Here is a 20,238-nt window from a genome sequence, read left to right as displayed (position 1 = left end):
CAACATTAAAAATCGTTAATAACCACAATAGAAAGCGTAAATGGGGAGGGTTATCCTTGCTAGGAGACTTGTTTACAAAACCAAAAAAGAGAAAATATGCCACAATCCCTTCTGATGGAACGAAAGCAGATGTTCCAGAAGGTATTATGACAAAATGTCCAGAATGTAAAAAAATAATGTATACCAAAGAATTGCAAAAAAATCTTATGGTATGTAATTATTGTGGTTTTCACCATCCAATTGGGGCAAAAGCACGAATCGATATGCTTGTTGATGAAGGCTCTTTTGAAGAAATTGATGCTAATTTAACGACAGCAAATCCACTTGGTTTTGAAGATTATATGGATCGAATTGAGAAAGATAAGCAAAAATCTGGTTTAAATGAAGCCATTGTTACTGGTCATGCTACTATTGGCGGTAATCCACTTGTTATTGCAGTGATGGATTCTCGTTTTAGAATGGCAAGTATGGGCTCTGTTGTCGGTGAAAAAATTCTTCGTGCTGTGGAAGATGCTGATAAAACAAATAAACCATTTGTTATTTTCACTGCATCCGGCGGTGCGCGTATGCAAGAAGGGATGCTTTCGCTTATGCAAATGGCAAAAACTTCGGCTGCATTCAAGCGATTTAGCAACCATGGTGGGCTTGTTATTACGGTAATGACACACCCAACTACGGGCGGAGTTTCTGCTAGTTTTGCATCACTTGGAGATTATAACTTTGCAGAACCAGGAGCACTTATTGGTTTTGCAGGTCGCCGAGTGATTGAACAAACCGTTCGTGAAGAATTACCAGAAGACTTCCAAACGGCGGAATTCTTATTAAAGCACGGGCAACTAGATGACTGTATTTCACGCCTTGATTTGCAAAATAAATTAAGTTTTATTTTAAGCATTCACGTGAAAACACCTGAAGTAGGAGGTGAAGCGGATGGCGAATGAGATGGAATTTGAGAAACCAATTTTAGAATTAAAAAGCAAAATTGCGGACTTAAAAGAATACAATGAAACTTCTGATGTGGATTTGACTAATGAAATCGAAAAGCTAGAAAAACGCTTAGGTAAGTTAGAATCAAGCATTTATAGCAATATGACTGCATGGGATAAATTTCAAGTAGCTCGCCATCCGGAGAGACCTACGACACTTGATTATATTTCACTTTTATTTGAAGACTTCATGGAACTTCACGGAGATCGTGCTTTTGGTGACGATGCGGCAATTGTTGGTGGTATCGCAACTTTCAAGGGTATTCCAGTGACAGTTATCGGTCACCAACGTGGTAAAGATACAAAAGATAATTTACACCGTAATTTTGGTATGCCTCATCCTGAAGGTTTCCGTAAAGCGCTACGTTTGATGAAACAAGCAGATAAATTTGGTCGACCAATTATTTGTTTCATTGATACGAAAGGTGCCTACCCAGGTCGTGCTGCGGAAGAACGCGGTCAAAGTGAAGCCATTGCTAGAAACCTTTATGAAATGAGCGATATGAAAGTACCAATTATTTCTATTGTAATCGGTGAAGGTGGAAGTGGTGGAGCACTTGCTCTTGGTGTTGGAAATCAAATTTTCATGCTTGAAAATGCGGTTTTCTCTGTTATTTCACCAGAAGGAGCAGCCGCTATTTTATGGAAAGATGCCAGTCAAGCGAAGAAAGCAGCGGAGTCTATGCGGATTACAGCTGGTGATTTGTTCGAACTTGGCATTACAGATGGAATTATTCCAGAAGTAAAAGGTGGTGCGCACCGAGATTTAAACGCGCAAGCCGAAGAAATTAACAAAACTATCACGAAGTCTTTACATGCACTAATGGCATTTTCTGAAGAACAATTAATAGAACAACGTTATGAAAAATTCAAGAAAATTGGTGTATACGATACTTTATAAACAATAAAAGAAGCGGATTTCCTGATTTTAGGAAATCCGCTTCTTTGGTATATGCCAAACGCTAAAAGAAAGTTTACCCCTTCACAAGTATAGACCAATTATGTTAATTTAAGCTATAAAGCCGTTTTTTACGCAAATCGGAATAGACCGATATTTAAAATGGCGATTTGCAGAGCTTCTCGTTAAAAAAAGTGCTCTGTTGAAGCTTTTCATTTGACCTTTTTTCATGTAGAATAAACACATGTGATGAAAAACAATATCATTGTCTGAGGTGGTAAGTAAAATGAAACGAATTGCAATTTTAACAAGTGGAGGAGACGCTCCAGGAATGAATGCAGCCACTCGCGCTGTTGTACGGAAAGCAATCTATGAAGGACTCGAAGTTTACGGTATTAACTATGGCTTTTTAGGGCTAGTCAATGGCGATATTCGTAAATTAGAATTAGGTTCTGTTGGTGATTTACTTCACCGCGGGGGTACATTCCTTTATTCCGCAAGATATCCTGAATTCGCTACAGAAGAAGGACAACTTAAAGGAATTGAACAATTGAAAAAACATCAAATCGATGGCCTAGTTGTTATCGGTGGAGATGGTTCTTATCACGGAGCGGAAGCACTTACAAAACGCGGATTCCCAACTATTGGTATCCCAGGAACAATTGATAATGATATTTCTGGAACTGATTTTACTATTGGTTTTGATACTGCATTAAATACTGTTCTTGATGCACTTGATAAAATCCGCGATACAGCTACAAGTCATGAACGTACTTTCATTATTGAAGTTATGGGTCGCGACGCTGGTGATATCGCTCTTTGGTCTGGTCTTGCTGGTGGCGCTGAAGCTATCATCGTTCCAGAAGAAAGTTTTAATATGGATGATGTCGTGGATCGTTTGAACAAAGGTCGCGAACGTGGCAAAAAACATAGTATTATCGTCGTAGCTGAAGGCGTAATGTCTGGTAATGAATTCGCTAAACAATTAGCTGAATATGGCGATTATCATGCACGTGTAACTGTTCTTGGACACGTTCAACGTGGTGGTAGCCCAACTGCATTTGACCGTGTACTTGCAAGCCGTCTTGGTGCGCGTTCAGTAGAATTATTGTTAGAAAATCGCGGAGGATTAGCTGTTGGAATCCGTGAAAATAGAATTGTCGAAAATGACATTAGTGAAATTTTGAAAGAAAAACACACACTTGATCAAAAATTATTTGATCTAGCATCAATTTTGTCGATTTAAAACGGCTGAAGAGCTGGCTGCCATGACAAAGCATGGTAGCCTTTCTTTGTGAAAAATTTTAGTAACGTATTAAAAATAAACTTTGTTGATAAAGAAATGCAAATCGCTCATTAAGCATGCTGTAACAATCTAGAAAACGTTTTCTTGTTATCGTTACCATGTAAGGTGATTGCAATTTTGTTCACAAACTGACTTGTTTTACAAGGTTGTTACTGGTAAAATGTGGAAGATATGTTTATAATAAATACGAATGAATAGCTAAGTTCTAGGAGGAGTAATAACATGAAAAAAACGAAAATTGTTTGTACAATTGGTCCTGCAAGTGAGTCAGTTGACACTTTAGTTCAGTTGATCGAAGCAGGAATGAACGTAGCACGTCTTAATTTCTCTCACGGAGACTTTGAAGAGCACGGTGCGCGTATTGTAAATATCCGTGAAGCATCGAAAAAAACTGGCAAACAAGTGGCTATCTTACTTGATACAAAAGGTCCAGAAATCCGTACGAACGACATGGTCGGTGGAAAATTAGAATTCCAAACAGGTGATGTTGTACGTGTTTCTATGACTCCTGTTGAAGGAACAAAAGAAAAATTCTCTGTAACATACGGAGAACTTTATGATGACGTAGAAATTGGTTCTTCCATTTTACTTGATGACGGCTTAATCGGTCTTGAAGTAATCGAAAAAGACGAAGCTAATCGCGAACTAGTAACTAAAGTACTTAACCCTGGCGTACTTAAAAATAAAAAAGGTGTTAACGTACCTAACGTTTCTATCAACCTACCAGGAATCACAGAAAAAGATGCTGCTGATATCCGCTTTGGTTTAGAACAAGGTATCGACTTTATCGCTGCATCTTTCGTACGTCGTGCTACAGATGTTCTTGAAATTACTAAAATTTTAGAAGAGCATAACGCAACTCACGTACAAATCATTCCTAAAATCGAAAACCAAGAAGGCGTTGACAATATCGACGAAATCTTGCAAGTATCTCAAGGCCTAATGGTTGCTCGTGGTGACCTTGGTGTTGAAATTCCAGCTGAAGAAGTTCCGATTGTACAAAAAGAACTTATCAGAAAATGTAATAAACTTGGTAAGCCTGTTATTACTGCAACACAAATGCTTGATTCCATGCAACGTAACCCACGTCCAACTCGCGCTGAAGCAAGTGACGTAGCGAATGCGATTTTTGATGGAACAGATGCTATTATGTTATCCGGTGAAACAGCTGCTGGGGATTATCCAGTAGAAGCAGTTAAAATGATGGCGAAAATCGCTGTTCGTACAGAAGAAGTACTAGTTGCTCAAGATAAATTTGCACTTAAACTTCACGAAAATACGGATATGACAGAAGCTATCGGTCAAGCAGTTGGCCATACTGCGAAAAACTTAAACGTTCAAACTATCGTTGCTGCGACTCAAAGTGGTCACACAGCGCGTATGATCTCTAAATATCGTCCAAAATCTCATATCGTTGCTGTAACATTCAACGAGCATGTATACCGTGGTTTAGCACTTTCATGGGGTGTTTATCCTCGTCTAGCTACTCCAGTTAGCAACACAGATGAAATGTTCGACCTTGCAGTGAAAGAATCTCTTGCTTCTGGCGTTGCAAAACAAGGCGACTTAATTATCATCACTGCTGGTGTTCCAGTTACTGAAAGTGGAACAACAAACGTAATGAAAATCCAATTAATTGGTGAAAAAGTAGTTAAAGGCCAAGGAATTGGCAGCAAATCTGTTATCGGTAAAGCAATCGTTGCTAAATCCAATGCAGAAGCACTTGAAAAAGCAGAAGAAGGCGGAATCTTAATCGTTAAAACAACAGATAAAGAAATCCTTCCTGCATTCGAGAAAAGTGCTGCAGTTGTTGTGGAAGAAGGCGGCTTAACTAGCCACGCAGCAGTTGTTGGAATCAACCTTGGCATTCCTGTTATCGTTGGTGCTAAAGATGCAACATCTCTTGTAAAAGATGGTGAAATCATCACAGTTGATTCTCGTCAAGGTGTTGTATATAACGGCAAAACAGCAACACATTAATAGTTAACTTTCTAAAAGCGTCCCGCATGCGGGACGCTTTTTTTATGTGCATGCTGTATTGTTTTTCGATTACGCCAAAATAGGTTATAATAGGGATTAAGTATTGGAGTTGATTTTATGAGAAAATTTATTCTTTATTGGGCTTTATATGGCTTAATAGAATTGATTATGTACGTTTGGTTATTCCAAGTAATCGGCTTTTGGCCCCTTCTTTTTATTCAAATAGCTTCAAGTGCTTTTGGTGTTTTTATTTTCAAACGTCTTGGTGGCAATCTTTTCCGGAATTTACGAGATGGACGCACAGTAGCCCCATATTTATTGGATAGTCTGTGCTTTTTTATCGCCGGTTTTTTATTAATTATTCCAGGTGTTATAACAACTATCCTTGGACTGCTCATTTTTATTCCATTTTCCCGTAAACTATTAAAACCTAAATTAACAAAATGGCTTGGAAATCAAAAGAAACATACGCAATATTATTATTTTGATATGTAATTAAAACCTCTATGGGAAAAACTTTCTATAGAGGTTTCATTGAAAAAAAGGCAATTCATTTTCCTTATGGCATTTTAGTATTACTATAAGGTATGTTTATGATATAATAATTGTTATCTCGCTTCCTAGATGCGTGATATTGAAAGGTGACTTAATATGTTTACGGAAAGTATGTTGTTTTTACTTCTTTTTTTACTTCTCGGACTTATAGCAAAAAATAATTCGCTTATCATTGCTGTAGCTGTCGTTATTTTATTGAAGTTATTTCACGTCGACGGCAAAGTAATGGAAATAATCCAAGCAAAAGGGATAAATTGGGGTGTAACGATTATTACGGTTGCTATCTTAATTCCAATCGCAACTGGTCAAATCGGTTTTAAAGATTTAATTGATTCTTTCAAATCGGCTGCTGGCTGGATTGGTCTTGGTGCAGGAATTGCCGTTTCTATCCTAGCGAAAAAAGGTGTAGGCTATATGGCCGTTGATCCACAAGTGACTGTCTCATTAGTATTTGGGACCATTTTAGCAGTGGTGCTTTTTAGAGGGATAGCTGCTGGACCGGTAATTGCAGCTGGTATTGCTTACATGGCAATGCAGTTAGTTGCATTCATAAAATAAGTACATACGTAAAAAAGATAAAAGGAGGAAATGAAATGACGTTATCTAAAGGCTTAGAAAATGTATATGTTGCTGAAACGTCCATTAGCTCTATCATTGATGATATGTTAACTTATGTTGGCTATGGTATTGACGATTTAATGGAAAATAACGCTTCTTTTGAAGAAGTAATCTACTTATTATGGCATTTACGCTTGCCGAATAAAGATGAATTTAAAAAATTTAAACGAGAAATCCAAGAAAATATGGCAGTGTCTGAAACAATCATCACAAGTCTAAGAATGCAAAATCATCAAAAATTACATCCTATGAGTGTTTTAAGAACAACTGTTTCCATGCTCGGTGTATTTGATACAGAAGCTGAATTAGACGACGGGGAAGCCGTTTACCGTAAAGGCTTACGACTTCAAGCAAAAATGCCAACCATTGTTGCCGCTTTTTCCAGAATTCGTCGCGGACTTGATCCAATTCCACCGAGAGAAGATTTAAATATGGCTGCAAATTTCTTATATATGATTACAGGAGAAGAAGCAGATGAATTATCAGTAGAAGCAATGAATAAAGCGCTTGTACTACATGCTGACCATGAATTTAATGCGTCTACTTTTACAGCACGAGTTTGTGTGGCAACGCTTTCGGACGTTTATTCCGGGGTAACAGCCGCAATTGGCGCTTTAAAAGGCCCACTTCACGGTGGTGCTAATGAACGTGTATTTGATATGCTAGAAGAAATTGATCAAGCTGGAGATGTGCGTAATTACATTCAAGAAAAAATTGATACGAAGCAAAAGATTATGGGATTCGGTCACCGTGTTTATCGTGGCGGAGATCCTCGTGCGCAACATTTGCGTGAAATGTCCAGAAAATTAACAGCTGAAAAAGGCGAAGAGAAGTGGTTTGATATTTCTCTGCAAGTAGAAGAATCTGTTTGGGAATTGAAACATTTAAAACCGAATGTCGATTTCTATTCAGCATCTGTTTATCATGCGCTTGGAATTGACCGTGATTTATTTACATTAGTATTTTCTGTAAGTCGTGTATCCGGCTGGTTAGCGCACATTTTTGAGCAATATCGTGATAATCGTCTTATTCGTCCGCGTGCAATTTACGTTGGACCTGAAAATAGAAGTTATTTACCTGTAGAAGAACGAATTTAATCGAGGAGGAACAAACTTTATGAGTCAAAAAATTCAAGTAGAAAACGGTGTGCTAAAAACACCAAACAATCCAGTCATTCCTTTTATTGAAGGGGACGGAACTGGTCCAGACATCTGGGCAGCTGCGAAACGCGTTTTAGATGCCGCAGTAAAAAAAGCTTACAATGGTGAAAAAGAAATTGCTTGGAAAGAAGTATTAGCTGGCGAAAAAGCATTCAAGCAAACAGGAGAATGGTTACCACAGGCGACTTTAGATACAATTGACGAATATTTGATTGCTATTAAAGGACCACTTACTACTCCAATCGGGGGAGGCATTCGTTCACTAAACGTTGCCCTGCGCCAAGAGTTAGATTTATATGTTTGTTTACGTCCAGTTCGTTATTTCAAAGGTGTTCCTTCACCGGTGAAACGTCCAGAAGACACAGATATGGTTATTTTCCGTGAGAATACAGAAGATATTTATGCAGGGATTGAATTTAAAGAAGGTAGCATAGAATCGAAAAAACTAATCGACTTCTTAAAATCTGAATTTGGTGTTGATAAAATCCGTTTCCCGGAAACTTCTGGAATTGGTATCAAGCCGATTTCCAAAGAAGGAACGGAGCGTTTAGTGCGTTCGGCGATTGAATATGCAATTAAAGAAGGTCGTAAATCATTAACGCTCGTACACAAAGGGAATATCATGAAGTTCACAGAAGGAGCTTTCAAAAATTGGGGCTATGACTTATGTGAACGCGAATATGGTGATAAAGTATTTACTTGGAATGAGTATGATCGAATTAAAGAAGCAGAAGGAACAGAAGTTGCTGACGCGAAACAAAACGAAGCGCTTGCTGCTGGAAAAATTCTAGTCAAAGATTCGATTGCGGATATTTTCTTGCAACAAATCTTAACTCGCCCAGCTGAATTTGATGTAGTTGCTACAATGAACTTGAATGGAGACTACATTTCCGATGCGCTTGCTGCTCAAGTAGGCGGAATCGGTATTGCTCCAGGAGCAAACATTAACTACTTAACTGGTCATGCGATTTTCGAAGCGACGCATGGTACTGCTCCGAAATATGCCGGTCTTGATAAAGTAAATCCGTCATCGGTTATTTTATCTGGGACACTTCTGCTTGAACACATTGGTTGGGGTGAAGCGGCTGCCTTAATTAATCAATCAATGGAAAAAACCATTGCTGCGAAAACGGTAACCTATGATTTTGCTCGATTAATGGATGGTGCGACAGAAGTTAAATGTTCGGAATTTGCGGACGAATTAATAAAAAACTTCTAAAATAATTCGTTTTTCAGCTCCAAAACTAGTCTGTAATTTTACATTTAACCTTAAATGTGCGTTTTTGAAACAAACCATTTAATCCCATTCGGATAAGTGGTTTGTTTTTATGTTCCTATGGTAAAATAGACACAAGTGAATGACAATATCGAGGAGGATATCCCTGTGAATAAATTAGTATTAATTGATGGAAATAGTATTGCGAATCGCGCTTTTTATGCGTTACCACTTTTAAATAACGATAAAGGTGTTTACACAAATGCGGTGTATGGATTCGCAATGATGTTGATGAATGTACTCGAAAAAGAAAAACCCAGCCATGTGCTCGTTGCATTTGATGCTGGAAAAACAACTTTTAGACATACAACATTTAAAGGTTATAAAGGCGGACGTCAAAAAACCCCAAGTGAGTTATCTGAACAGTTTCCATTCATCCGAGAGCTTTTAACGGCGTATGATATCCCGCAATATGAACTGGCCAATTACGAGGCAGACGATATTATCGGAACATTGACGAAAAAAGCGGAAGCAGATGGAATGGAAGTTGCAATTATTACCGGAGACCGCGATTTAACACAATTAGCTTCTGAAAAAACAACGGTTTATATTACTAAAAAAGGCATAGCCGATATGGAAACCAACACACCAGAAACACTAAAAGAAAAATACAATCTAACTCCTGAACAAATCATTGATATGAAAGGTTTAATGGGAGATTCCTCCGATAATATTCCTGGGATTCCAGGCGTTGGTGAAAAAACAGCCTTAAAACTCTTACATGAATTTGGCGGAACGGTGGAAAGTGTGTTAGAGCACGCCGAGGAAATTTCCGGTAAAAAACTAAAAGAAAAAGTACTAGAAAATAAAGAATTAGCTATTTTAAGTAAAGAGCTAGCTACAATCAATGTGGATTCACCGATTGAATGCACAGTCGAAAGCACGAAATATGACGGGTATCAAACTGAAAAAGTTATCCCTTTATTAAAAGAAATGAATTTTACAACACTTTTGAAAAATATCGAAGGAGATACACCGGAGGAATCGAAAGAACTAAAAGAATTGTTTTTTGAAATAGTAACGGAATTAAAAGAACAACATTTTGGTGGGAAAACCGCACTTTATGTGGAGCTAGAAAATGATAATTACCATACAGCAAACTTCATCGGGCTGACAGTACATTCCAGCCAAGGAACGTATTTCTTTACAAAAGAAACAGCTGAAAGTAGTGAGGCATTCCGCAAATGGGTAGAAAGTGATCAAACAAAAGTAGTGTATGATGCGAAGAAAACAATAGTTGCAATGAACCGCATTGGTTTGGCAATTTCTGGTATCACATTTGATATCATGTTAGCATCTTACTTGTTAAATCCATCTGATTCAATTGATGATTTTACAAGTGTTGCAGTAAGACATGATTACACAGAAGTAGAAACAGATGAAGCAGTCTACGGAAAAGGTGCTAAACGTAGCACTCCTGAAGAAAGCATTGTTGCGGCACACTTAGCTAGGAAAGCAGTGGCCATTGCTGACTTAGAGAAAAGACTAGTTGATGATTTAGAGAAAAATGAACAACTAGCTTTGATGGAAGACCTAGAGCTACCACTAACATTTGTTTTAGCAGAAATGGAGATGCAAGGAGTCAGCGTAGATACAGATCGGCTTGAAGATATGAAAGTAGAGCTGGGTGGAAGACTAAAAACATTAGAAGCATCCATTCATTCACTAGCTGGCGAAGAATTCAATATTAATTCACCGAAACAACTAGGTGTAATTTTATTTGAAAAGCTGGAACTTCCCCCAGTCAAGAAAACAAAAACAGGCTATTCAACAGCTGCGGATGTACTGGAAAGTTTGTCTGGAAAACACGCGATTATTGATGAAATTTTGTTATATCGTCAACTTGGTAAAATTCAGTCCACTTATATCGAAGGGCTGCTTAAAGTGACGGATAAAGAAACACATAAGGTCCATACACGTTTCAACCAAACATTAACGCAAACGGGACGTTTAAGTTCAGTCGATCCGAACTTACAAAATATCCCGATTCGTTTAGAAGAAGGTCGGAAAATCAGACAAGTTTTTGTGCCGAGTAAACCTGGTTGGAAAATGTTTTCAGCCGATTATTCTCAAGTAGAGTTGCGAGTTTTAGCACATATTTCTGAAGATGAGAATTTAATTTATGCATTTAAGCACGATTACGATATCCATACGAAAACAGCCATGGACGTGTTTCATGTGGAGAAGGAAGAAGTGGATTCACTAATGCGCCGTCAAGCTAAAGCAGTAAACTTTGGTATTGTATATGGTATTAGTGATTATGGGCTTTCGCAAAATCTTGGTATTACGCGTAAAGAAGCAAAAGACTTTATTGATCGTTACTTTGTGAGTTATCCAGCCGTGAAAGAATATATGCAAGACATTGTCCGTTTTGCGAAAGAAAAAGGCTATGTAGAGACCATTTTACATCGTCGTCGTTATATTCCGGAGATTGTTAGTCGTAATTTTAATGTTCGCGGATTTGCAGAAAGAACTGCGATGAACACACCTATTCAAGGTAGTGCCGCTGATATTATCAAAAAAGCTATGATTCTGATGAGCGAGCGTTTAGTATCTGAAAAATTAGAAGCAAAATTATTACTTCAAGTGCACGATGAATTAATCTTCGAAGCACCTGAAGCTGAAATAGCTAAATTAGAAGAAATTGTCCCAGATGTTATGGAAAATGCAGTAGAGCTTTCTGTGCCGCTTAAAGTAGATAGCGCCTTTGGTGACACTTGGTACGACGCGAAATAAATAGAGAAACGGGGAGTTTATAAATGCCAGAAATGCCGGAAGTAGAAAATGTCCGCGCAACATTACAAGAATTAGTTCCAGGTAAAAAAATAGATCAAGTAATAGTTCGTGTTCCAAAAATGATTGTCTCAACACCACCCGATGAGTTTGTGCATATGCTTGTCGGGCAAGAAATAGAGGGTGTGCGCCGTCGTGGTAAATTCTTACTTTTTGACTTAACCAACTGTACGATTTTATCGCATTTACGGATGGAAGGTAAATTTCGGTTAATGGATGAAAATGAAGAGGTCAGCAAGCATACGCATATTATTTTTCATTTTGAGGATCACACGGAATTGCGTTTTTTAGATGTGCGAAAATTTGGTACGATGGAAGTAACGAATAAATACGGTGAGGGTGAGACTCGGTCGATTAAAAAGCTTGGCCCAGAACCGCTGACGCAAGCTTTTACACTAACGGATTTTGCAACTGGTGTGAAAAAAACAAGCCGCGCCATCAAAACGGCTTTACTTGATCAAAAGTTAGTAGCTGGAGTTGGAAATATTTATGCGGATGAAATTTGTTTTGAAGCAAAAGTACGACCGGAAAGAGCAGCTAACTCACTTTCAGACAAAAAAATTAAACGTATTTTTGAAGCGACGAAAAGTATTATGACTGAAGCTGTAGCACTTGGTGGCTCCACTGTTAGAACGTATGTGAATTCGCAAGGTAAGCTTGGACAATATCAAGATAAATTAAAAGTATACGGCAAAACAGACGAGCCGTGTGTTGTTTGTGGAACACCGATTGAAAAAATCAAATTAAATGGACGCGGGACACATTTTTGCCCGAATTGCCAAAAATAGAAAGCGAGCTGAAATCATGGGGAAAACGATTGGATTAACAGGAAGTGTAGCTACAGGAAAATCAACAGTGAGTAACATGATTCAGCAAGCGGGAATTCCATTAGTGGATGCAGATATTGCTGCTAGAAAAGTAGTGGAACCAGGCACAGAAGGACTAAAGGAAATCGTTGCTTATTTTGGGGAAGAAATTTTACTTGCAGATGGCACGTTAAATCGAGCTAAATTAGGAAAAATTATTTTTAAAGATAAGGAAAAGCGTGAAAAGTTAAATGAAATTACGCATCCACGTGTGAAAGAATATATGTTAGAAGCGCGCGAACGTTTTTTCAGAGCAGGCGAGGAGCTTGTCTTTTTCGATATTCCGCTTTTGTTTGAAAGTCATTTAGAATCGTTGGTAGATCAAATTATCGTTGTTTGGACCACCCCTGAAACAGAGTTAAAGCGCCTGATGGAGCGAAATAATCTTACTAAAGAAGAGGCGTTAGCAAGGATTAACAGCCAAATAGGAATTGATGAAAAGGCAAAAAAAGCTGATTTTGTCATTAATAATAACGAATCACTTGAAAAGACACAAAAACAAGTTTATACATTTATCGAGCGTTTTGTAAAGAACAAATAGCCACCCTTACTTTCACATGGTATAATGAGGCATACAAATAAACAGATTGAGAAAGCTAGAGATAGGAGTGGTTTTTTATGAGATGTCCTACTTGTCAATATAATGGTACACGTGTTGTAGACTCAAGACCGGCAGATGATGGCAATTCCATCCGAAGACGGCGTGAATGTGAAAAATGCGGATTTCGTTTTACTACTTTTGAAAAGGTAGAAGAGAGTCCTTTAATAGTTGTGAAAAAAGACGGAGCAAGAGAAGAATTCGCTCGTGAAAAAGTGCGACGCGGTTTAATAAGAGCTTGTGAAAAACGGCCAGTTAGCGCAGAACAAATTGAAGAAATTGTCAATGAGGTAGAACGCGAACTGCGAAATATTGGAGACAGCGAAATAGCGTCTGACTTAATTGGTGAAAAAGTGATGAATAAATTAGCGAATCTCGATGAAGTAGCCTACGTGCGCTTCGCTTCGGTTTATCGCCAATTTAAAGATATCAGCGTTTTTGTCGAAGAGTTAAAAGATTTAATGGAAAAAAATAAAGATAGGTGAGTAAATTGACGGAATTTTGGATGGAGCTTCAAGCGGTAGACAGCTATCAAGTGAAAGCAAGTGGAATCTTGACCGGTGCCGACAGAAAAATTATTACGATGTTATATCAACCGCTAATGGGGGCGGAATGTCTAGCTTTATACCAAACACTGTTTACAGAAGTCGAGGAAAACAGACTGTGGTCAGAAGCGCATTCGCACGTCCAACTTTTAAATATGCTTGATATTAGTTTGAAAGCGTTGTTCGAAGCACGACTCAAATTAGAAGGCTTAGGTCTTTTAAAAAGTTTTGTGAAAACCGAAAATGATCAACGCTTTTATATTTACGAAATCTTGCCACCGTTATCACCAGAAAAGTTTTTTTCAGATGGTCTATTAAATATTTATTTATATAGCAAAATTGGCAATGCACAGTTTCAACGTTTGCGTCGTTTTTTTGCAGACGAGGTATTTGAAACAGATACATACAGCGAAATTACTCGTTCGTTTCAAGATGTTTTTGAACCGTTTAAAGGTGGTAATAGTGCTGTTACGGCTGAATCTGGTCAAAAATTGGTAGATAAAGTTACACCAAAAGAAATTGAATTTGACGGCGCGAGTTTTGACTTTAATTTATTTTTGAGTTTGCTTTCACCAGGGATGATTTCCAGAGAAAAAATAACCAAAGAAGTGCGTCAAACTATTTTAAAATTGAATGGGATTTATCAAGTTTCTGAAAAAGATATGCCGAGTTATTTGTACCGAGCACTTGATGCAAATGGCGAGATTGATATCGTTTATTTACGTAAAATCGTTCGCGAAGGCTACACTATAGAACACGGGGCTACGCCAAAACTGCAAATGAAGCAGGAGACTACTGTAAATAAAGAACCAGAAGAAACGTTAAATGATGAAGAAGCACTGCAAGTATATTTAGAGAGCATCACACCATTTCAACTTTTGGTGGACATTTCAGATGGTGCGGTTCCCGCTGAAACCGATTTGCGCGTTGTGGAAGAAGTCATGAACCAGCAAAATTTACCGGTTCCTGTGATGAATGTATTAATCGAGTATGTTTTACTCCGCCTTGACCGGAAGCTTTCTAAAAATTACATGATGACGATTGCTGCTCACTGGAAACGAAAAAATGTAAAAACAGCAAAAGAAGCAATGGATCTAGCGTGGCAAGAGCACGAAAAATACAAACGACTTCAAGAAGAGCCAGCTACACCAAAAACAAATAACTACAACCGAAATTATCAAAAATCAACGCGAAAAGAAATTTTACCGGATTGGTTTGATAAGGAACAAGTTGCTCCAGCGGAAAATAAAATGACAGACAAAGAAAAACAAACACTCGAAGAACAAGTTCGTGAAATTAAAGAACGACTAAATAAAAGGTAGGTGAAGAAGATGGACAACATCGAAAGAACATTAGGACAGCTTTTTGAAGGCCGCGACTTTGAAAAAGAATACCAAGGTTTAAAACAACAAGTTCTCCATTATCAGCCAATTCAAGATTTTTTCAAAGAGCACAAAGAAGAGGTTACCGAGCAATTAGTTAATCAAAACTTGTCTAATTTATATGAATTTATGACGCAACACAAAAAATTCACGGAACAGGAAGAAACCTTAATGCCCGGCTATGCGCCAAAACTTGTCCTTAATGGGGAATTCATCACCGTCACCTATTACCCGACGAAAGAGAAAATAGAAGAAGATAAACGCCGTGCAGTCGAGCGGAGAATTCGATCCCTTTATATGCCTAAACAAGTAGTGGATGCGAATTTAGCGGACTTTTATACGGATGAAGAATCTCGTCAATTAGCGCTCGTTGAAGCATATCAATTTTTAAATAATTATCCTCCTAAAAGTGGAGAACGTGTGAAGGGGTTATTTATTCATGGTAGCTTTGGGACCGGGAAATCATATTTGTTAGGCGCGCTTGCGAAAGAACTTGCTTTAAAAGGAATTTCAACAACACTTGTTTATTTACCAGAGTTCATGCGCGAAGTGAAACAGTCTATTTCTGACAATACAGTCGGTGAAAAAATTCAATTTGCGAAAGAAACAGAAGTGTTAATGCTTGATGATATCGGCGCAGAATCCATGACAGCTTGGACGCGAGATGAAGTATTGGGTGCAATTTTGCAATTCCGGATGCAAGAGGAATTACCAACTTTCTTCTCATCAAATTACAATATGGATCAATTAGAGAATCATTTAATGTTTGCCCAAAATGGTACGGAAGAAAAACTAAAAGCTCGCCGAATTATGGAACGCGTACGCTATTTGTCAAAAGAGGTTAACTTAGAAGGCAAAAATCGCCGTTTCTAAAAAGTACTTGCAAATATGTTTAATCGGGCTTATAATTTGAAGTAATATAAAACAAAGTGATGAAAAGGACAACCAATTTAACGGAAAATTTTAGAGAGGAAGGGTTAGCTGGGAACCTTCTATTGGAACTTAAATTTGGACCACCTTGGAACTTCTATTAGGAACGTGTTTAACTAGTAATAATAGACGGATCGCTCCGTTATAAGCGACAAGAGTGAAGTAGTTATTTTTAGCTATTTCTGAATCTTGGGTGGAACCACGAGCATAAACTCGTCCCTTGACAACAGGAGGGATGGGTTTTTTATTTTGCCCTCCTAACCACATTTAAAAAAGAAAAGGAGAGATTAGTATGAAAATCACATTTCCAGACGGTGCAGTAAAAGAATTCGAGCCAGGCGTTTCAACAGCTGATATTGCCGCTTCCATCAGCCCAGGCCTAAAAAAGAAAGCACTCGCAGGTAAATTAAACGGGGAGTTACTTGATTTAGTAACACCAATCCACGAAGACGGAGCAATCGAAATCGTAACACCAGACCATGAAGATGCGCTTGGTATTTTACGTCACAGTACAGCTCATTTAATGGCACAAGCATTAAAACGACTTTATCCAGATGTGAAATTTGGCGTTGGCCCAGCGATCGAATCTGGTTTCTATTATGATATTGATACAGAAGCAGTTATTAGTGATGAATCACTCGTTGAAATCGAAAAAGAAATGCAAAAAATTGTTCGTGAAAATGTTCCAATTGAGCGCGAAGTTGTTTCTCGCGAAGAAGCAATTAAACGTTTCAAAGCAATTGGGGATCAATATAAATTAGAGCTTATCGAAGCAATCCCAGAAGATGAAACAGTGACAATTTATACACAAGGTGAATTTTTCGACCTTTGTCGTGGAGTCCATGTTCCTTCCACTGGTAAAATTCAAGTGTTCAAGCTACTTAGCGTGGCTGGTGCATACTGGCGTGGCGATAGTAACAACAAAATGCTACAACGTATTTACGGTACAGCTTTCTTCGATAAAAATGGCTTAAAAGAATTTATCCAAATGCAAAAAGAAGCGAAAGAACGTGACCATCGTAAACTAGGTAAAGAACTAGATTTATTTGCAAATAGTATTGAAGTTGGTCAAGGTTTACCACTTTGGCTGCCAAAAGGTGCGACTATTCGACGCGTTATCGAACGTTACATTGTGGATAAAGAAGAACGCCTTGGTTACAATCACGTTTACACTCCAATTATGGCAAACGTAGAACTTTACAAAACAAGCGGTCACTGGGATCATTACCATGAAGATATGTTCCCTACAATGAAAATGGATAACGAAGAACTTGTGTTACGTCCAATGAACTGCCCGCACCACATGATGATATATAAAAATGATATCCATAGCTACCGTGAATTACCAATCCGTATCGCGGAGCTTGGTATGATGCACCGTTATGAAATGAGTGGGGCACTATCAGGACTTCAACGTGTTCGTGGAATGACTTTAAATGATGCACACGTATTTGTTCGCCCTGACCAAATCAAAGATGAGTTCAAACGTGTTGTAGAGCTAATTTTAGAAGTGTATAAAGACTTTGATATTAAAGATTACTCCTTCCGCCTAAGCTACCGTGATCCGAAAAATACTGAAAAATATTTTGACGATGATGCTATGTGGGAAAAAGCACAAGCCATGCTTAAATCCGCCATGGACGAAATGGAAATGGATTACTTTGAAGCAGAAGGTGAAGCTGCATTTTACGGTCCAAAACTAGATGTTCAAGTGAAAACTGCAATTGGAAAAGAAGAAACGCTTTCTACTGTACAACTTGACTTCTTACTCCCTGAACGCTTTGACTTAACATATATTGGCGAAGATGGTGAAAAACATCGTCCAGTCGTTATTCACCGTGGTGTTGTATCAACAATGGAACGGTTTGTAGCTTACCTAATTGAAGAATATAAAGGTGCTTTCCCAACTTGGTTAGCTCCAGTACAAATGGAAATTATTCCAGTTAACGCAGATGCACATTTAGATTATGCAAAAGGCGTACAAGATAAATTGCAACGAGCTGGACTTCGAGCTGAAGTGGATGATCGTAATGAAAAATTAGGCTATAAAATCCGTGAAGCACAAACAAAGAAAATTCCTTATGCGTTAGTATTAGGTGACCAAGAAGTTGAGGCTGGATCTGTAAACGTTCGTCGTTACGGCTCCAAAGACTCTGAAACAATGGATTTAGATGCGTTTATCGCACAAGTTGTTGCTGAAGTAAGCAAATATTAATTGCGAAAATACTGTCTCTTAAAGGGGGCAGTATTTTTTCATGGTGCTTTTTTCCTCTTTTTCCGTTATACTAGTAAAAGATAATGAATAGAACAGGATGGAAAATTATGGATGTAAATAATGTAGAACTAATAATAAGCGCTGTTCGACCAGAGCAATACCCTGAAACGGACCTTCCAGAATATGCACTTGCAGGGCGATCAAACGTTGGAAAATCATCTTTTATTAATACGATGATTCGCCGCAAAAGTATGGCAAGAATTTCACAAAAACCAGGAAAAACACAAACACTAAATTTTTATAAAATTGAAGAAGCACTTTTCTTCGTTGATGTACCCGGTTATGGTTTCGCGAAAGTGTCGAAAACCGAACGAGAAAAATGGGGCGTCATGATTGAAACGTATATTACTTCTCGTGAGCAGCTTCGCGGTGTTATCCAAATTGTTGATTTACGCCATAAGCCAACCGAAGATGATCGAATGATGTATGAATTTCTAAAATATTACGATATTCCTGTCATTGTCATCGCAACGAAAGCAGACAAAATCCCACGTAGCAAATGGCAAAAAAATGCTAAAATTGTGCGCGAAACACTTGATTTTGATCCAGATGACAAATTTGTCTTATTTTCCTCTGAAACAAAAATGGGAAAAGACGAAGCATGGCAGTTTATCAAAGAAGGAATGGAATAATAGAAGGAGTTGGAATGAAAAATCCAGCTCTTTTTTCCGTTTAAATACAAAAACGGACTATTTGGTGTACACATCGAAAAGTGGTAGAATGTATTAGAGTTCAATTTAATTTTAGGAGGATTATCGAATGTTTATTCTCACCATGGGGCTGAATCATCATACAGCACCAATCGACATCCGCGAAAAATTAGTTTTTAAAGAAACCGAAGAAGAAATGGCCTTAGTAACATTACAGCAGGAAAAAAGCATCCTCGAAAATGTTATTATTTCGACATGCAATCGGACAGAAATTGTGGCGGTTGTAGATCAAATACATACAGGTAGATACTACTTAAAACGTTTTATGGCTAACTGGTTTCAAATGGATATGGAAAAAATCGAGCCTTATTTGTTTTTCCATGAGGAAACAGAGGCTGTCAATCATTTATATAAAGTAACCGCGGGACTTGATTCGCTTGTGCTGGGAGAAACACAAATACTCGGACAAGTAAAACATGCATTCGAAATCGCGAAACAAACTGAGACAACAGGTACACTTTTAAATAAACTGTTTCGTGAAGTAGTTACTTTCGCAAAAAAAGTACATCACCATACAAAAATTAACGAAAATGCCGTTTCTGTCAGTTATGCCGCTGTAGAGGTTGCAAAAAAATTATACGGTTCATTAGACAATAAGAAAATTGTTCTAGTTGGTGCAGGGGAAATGAGTGAACTCGCTTTGCAAAATCTCGCTGGGAGTGGTATTGCAGATATAACTATCATCAACCGCACTAAATCTAATGCAGAATTATTAGCAAATCAATTTCAAGCAAAAGTGGGCGCATATGAAAATATGAATGAACATTTGATGCTAGCAGATATCGTTCTCGTTTCCACAAGTGCGACAGAACCAATTATTAAACAAGCGGCTATGCAAGATTTGATGGAACAAAAAGCGAGTTCGATGCTTGTGATTGATATCGGTTTACCGCGAAATGTTGAACATGATTGTTCATACATTCCCAATTTCCATTTATATGACATTGACGATTTGGCAGGGGTCGTTAGCGCGAACTCATTAGAGCGGCAGCGAATCGTTCTGGAACTTGAAAATACTATTGAGGTAGAAGTTCGTAACTTTTTCGAGTGGGAAAAACAACTAGGCGTCGTCCCTGTTATTCGTGCTTTGCGTGAAAAAGCGTTAGATATGCAAGAAGTTGCTATGACTAGTTTAGAAAATAAACTTCCTGGACTAACAGAACGCGAATACATTCAAATTGGAAAACATATGAAAAGCATTATAAACCAAATGCTAAAACAACCTATCTCAGAGTTAAAAGAAATGTCTGTAGAAGAAGATGCAACTACAAGTATTGAACATTTTAAACGTATTTTTGGGTTGAGTGAAACAGATGTTACTGTAATAGAAAAAGAACAAGCCGAAACGAGGAGTTAACGG

The 20,238-nt window shown here is 38.0% G+C and carries 17 protein-coding genes and 1 other annotated feature; all 17 genes read left to right on the top strand.

Annotated features, from left to right (window positions below):
- The first annotated feature begins 56 nt into the window (after positions 1-56).
- On the top strand, positions 57-941 hold the full coding sequence (gene accD / locus CKV70_RS07990) for an acetyl-CoA carboxylase, carboxyltransferase subunit beta (protein WP_014600865.1): 885 nt from the start codon (positions 57-59) through the stop codon (positions 939-941).
- Positions 931-1,887, top strand: coding sequence for an acetyl-CoA carboxylase carboxyltransferase subunit alpha (locus tag CKV70_RS07985; RefSeq protein ID WP_014600864.1), 957 nt, complete (start codon positions 931-933; stop codon positions 1,885-1,887). Before accD ends, CKV70_RS07985 begins: the two co-directional genes overlap by 11 nt.
- Before the next feature lie 283 nt (positions 1,888-2,170).
- On the top strand, positions 2,171-3,130 hold the full coding sequence (pfkA, locus tag CKV70_RS07975) for a 6-phosphofructokinase (RefSeq protein ID WP_003723299.1): 960 nt from the start codon (positions 2,171-2,173) through the stop codon (positions 3,128-3,130).
- Between the two features lie 282 nt (positions 3,131-3,412).
- Complete coding sequence (gene pyk, locus CKV70_RS07970) at positions 3,413-5,170, top strand: pyruvate kinase (protein ID WP_003732565.1); 1,758 nt, start codon at positions 3,413-3,415, stop codon at positions 5,168-5,170.
- Between the two features lie 117 nt (positions 5,171-5,287).
- Positions 5,288-5,665: an FxsA family protein gene (locus CKV70_RS07965; RefSeq protein ID WP_003723253.1), complete on the top strand. Its 378-nt coding sequence runs from the start codon at positions 5,288-5,290 to the stop codon at positions 5,663-5,665.
- Between the two features lie 156 nt (positions 5,666-5,821).
- The gene (locus CKV70_RS07960) at positions 5,822-6,283 is read left to right on the top strand and encodes a DUF441 domain-containing protein (protein ID WP_003723252.1); all 462 of its coding nucleotides are present in this window, start codon (positions 5,822-5,824) and stop codon (positions 6,281-6,283) included.
- Between the two features lie 35 nt (positions 6,284-6,318).
- Positions 6,319-7,440: a citrate synthase gene (gene citZ / locus CKV70_RS07955; RefSeq protein WP_003723251.1), complete on the top strand. Its 1,122-nt coding sequence runs from the start codon at positions 6,319-6,321 to the stop codon at positions 7,438-7,440.
- A 19-nt stretch (positions 7,441-7,459) separates the two neighbouring features.
- Positions 7,460-8,722 (top strand): NADP-dependent isocitrate dehydrogenase, encoded by a 1,263-nt coding sequence (gene icd, locus CKV70_RS07950; protein WP_010989744.1) that lies wholly within the window; start codon positions 7,460-7,462, stop codon positions 8,720-8,722.
- A gap of 165 nt (positions 8,723-8,887) precedes the next feature.
- On the top strand, positions 8,888-11,515 hold the full coding sequence (polA, locus tag CKV70_RS07945) for a DNA polymerase I (protein ID WP_014600863.1): 2,628 nt from the start codon (positions 8,888-8,890) through the stop codon (positions 11,513-11,515).
- A gap of 23 nt (positions 11,516-11,538) precedes the next feature.
- Positions 11,539-12,360 carry a DNA-formamidopyrimidine glycosylase gene (gene mutM, locus CKV70_RS07940; RefSeq protein WP_014600862.1) on the top strand — a complete coding sequence of 274 codons (822 nt, stop codon included), beginning with the start codon at positions 11,539-11,541 and terminating at the stop codon, positions 12,358-12,360.
- A 16-nt stretch (positions 12,361-12,376) separates the two neighbouring features.
- Positions 12,377-12,979 (top strand): dephospho-CoA kinase, encoded by a 603-nt coding sequence (gene coaE / locus CKV70_RS07935; RefSeq protein WP_014600861.1) that lies wholly within the window; start codon positions 12,377-12,379, stop codon positions 12,977-12,979.
- A 77-nt stretch (positions 12,980-13,056) separates the two neighbouring features.
- The gene (nrdR, locus tag CKV70_RS07930; RefSeq protein WP_003723246.1) at positions 13,057-13,521 is read left to right on the top strand and encodes a transcriptional regulator NrdR; all 465 of its coding nucleotides are present in this window, start codon (positions 13,057-13,059) and stop codon (positions 13,519-13,521) included.
- A 5-nt stretch (positions 13,522-13,526) separates the two neighbouring features.
- Complete coding sequence (locus CKV70_RS07925; protein WP_014600860.1) at positions 13,527-14,903, top strand: replication initiation and membrane attachment family protein; 1,377 nt, start codon at positions 13,527-13,529, stop codon at positions 14,901-14,903.
- Positions 14,904-14,912: 9 nt separating this feature from the next.
- On the top strand, positions 14,913-15,836 hold the full coding sequence (gene dnaI / locus CKV70_RS07920) for a primosomal protein DnaI (RefSeq protein ID WP_003732568.1): 924 nt from the start codon (positions 14,913-14,915) through the stop codon (positions 15,834-15,836).
- 50 nt (positions 15,837-15,886) lie between these two features.
- Positions 15,887-16,117, top strand: a binding site (T-box leader).
- 68 nt (positions 16,118-16,185) lie between these two features.
- Positions 16,186-18,108, top strand: coding sequence for a threonine--tRNA ligase (gene thrS / locus CKV70_RS07910; protein ID WP_014600859.1), 1,923 nt, complete (start codon positions 16,186-16,188; stop codon positions 18,106-18,108).
- A gap of 107 nt (positions 18,109-18,215) precedes the next feature.
- Positions 18,216-18,800, top strand: coding sequence for a ribosome biogenesis GTP-binding protein YihA/YsxC (yihA, locus tag CKV70_RS07905; RefSeq protein WP_003732571.1), 585 nt, complete (start codon positions 18,216-18,218; stop codon positions 18,798-18,800).
- Between the two features lie 127 nt (positions 18,801-18,927).
- Positions 18,928-20,235, top strand: coding sequence for a glutamyl-tRNA reductase (gene hemA, locus CKV70_RS07900; RefSeq protein ID WP_003723241.1), 1,308 nt, complete (start codon positions 18,928-18,930; stop codon positions 20,233-20,235).
- Positions 20,236-20,238: the final 3 nt, after the last annotated feature.

Origin of the sequence: Listeria monocytogenes (assembly GCF_900187225.1) — a bacterium.
Lineage (GTDB): Bacteria > Bacillota > Bacilli > Lactobacillales > Listeriaceae > Listeria > Listeria monocytogenes.
Note: the sequence above shows the minus strand (reverse complement) of the source record. Positions and strands in the feature narration are given on the sequence as shown.

Coding starts and splice junctions, on each gene's coding strand:
- CKV70_RS07985 (WP_014600864.1), top strand. CDS start 931: ATGGCGAATGAGATGGAATTTGAGAAACCAATTTTAGAATTAAAAAGC.
- pfkA (WP_003723299.1), top strand. CDS start 2,171: ATGAAACGAATTGCAATTTTAACAAGTGGAGGAGACGCTCCAGGAATG.
- pyk (WP_003732565.1), top strand. CDS start 3,413: ATGAAAAAAACGAAAATTGTTTGTACAATTGGTCCTGCAAGTGAGTCA.
- CKV70_RS07965 (WP_003723253.1), top strand. CDS start 5,288: ATGAGAAAATTTATTCTTTATTGGGCTTTATATGGCTTAATAGAATTG.
- CKV70_RS07960 (WP_003723252.1), top strand. CDS start 5,822: ATGTTTACGGAAAGTATGTTGTTTTTACTTCTTTTTTTACTTCTCGGA.
- citZ (WP_003723251.1), top strand. CDS start 6,319: ATGACGTTATCTAAAGGCTTAGAAAATGTATATGTTGCTGAAACGTCC.
- icd (WP_010989744.1), top strand. CDS start 7,460: ATGAGTCAAAAAATTCAAGTAGAAAACGGTGTGCTAAAAACACCAAAC.
- mutM (WP_014600862.1), top strand. CDS start 11,539: ATGCCAGAAATGCCGGAAGTAGAAAATGTCCGCGCAACATTACAAGAA.
- coaE (WP_014600861.1), top strand. CDS start 12,377: ATGGGGAAAACGATTGGATTAACAGGAAGTGTAGCTACAGGAAAATCA.
- nrdR (WP_003723246.1), top strand. CDS start 13,057: ATGAGATGTCCTACTTGTCAATATAATGGTACACGTGTTGTAGACTCA.
- dnaI (WP_003732568.1), top strand. CDS start 14,913: ATGGACAACATCGAAAGAACATTAGGACAGCTTTTTGAAGGCCGCGAC.
- thrS (WP_014600859.1), top strand. CDS start 16,186: ATGAAAATCACATTTCCAGACGGTGCAGTAAAAGAATTCGAGCCAGGC.
- yihA (WP_003732571.1), top strand. CDS start 18,216: ATGGATGTAAATAATGTAGAACTAATAATAAGCGCTGTTCGACCAGAG.
- hemA (WP_003723241.1), top strand. CDS start 18,928: ATGTTTATTCTCACCATGGGGCTGAATCATCATACAGCACCAATCGAC.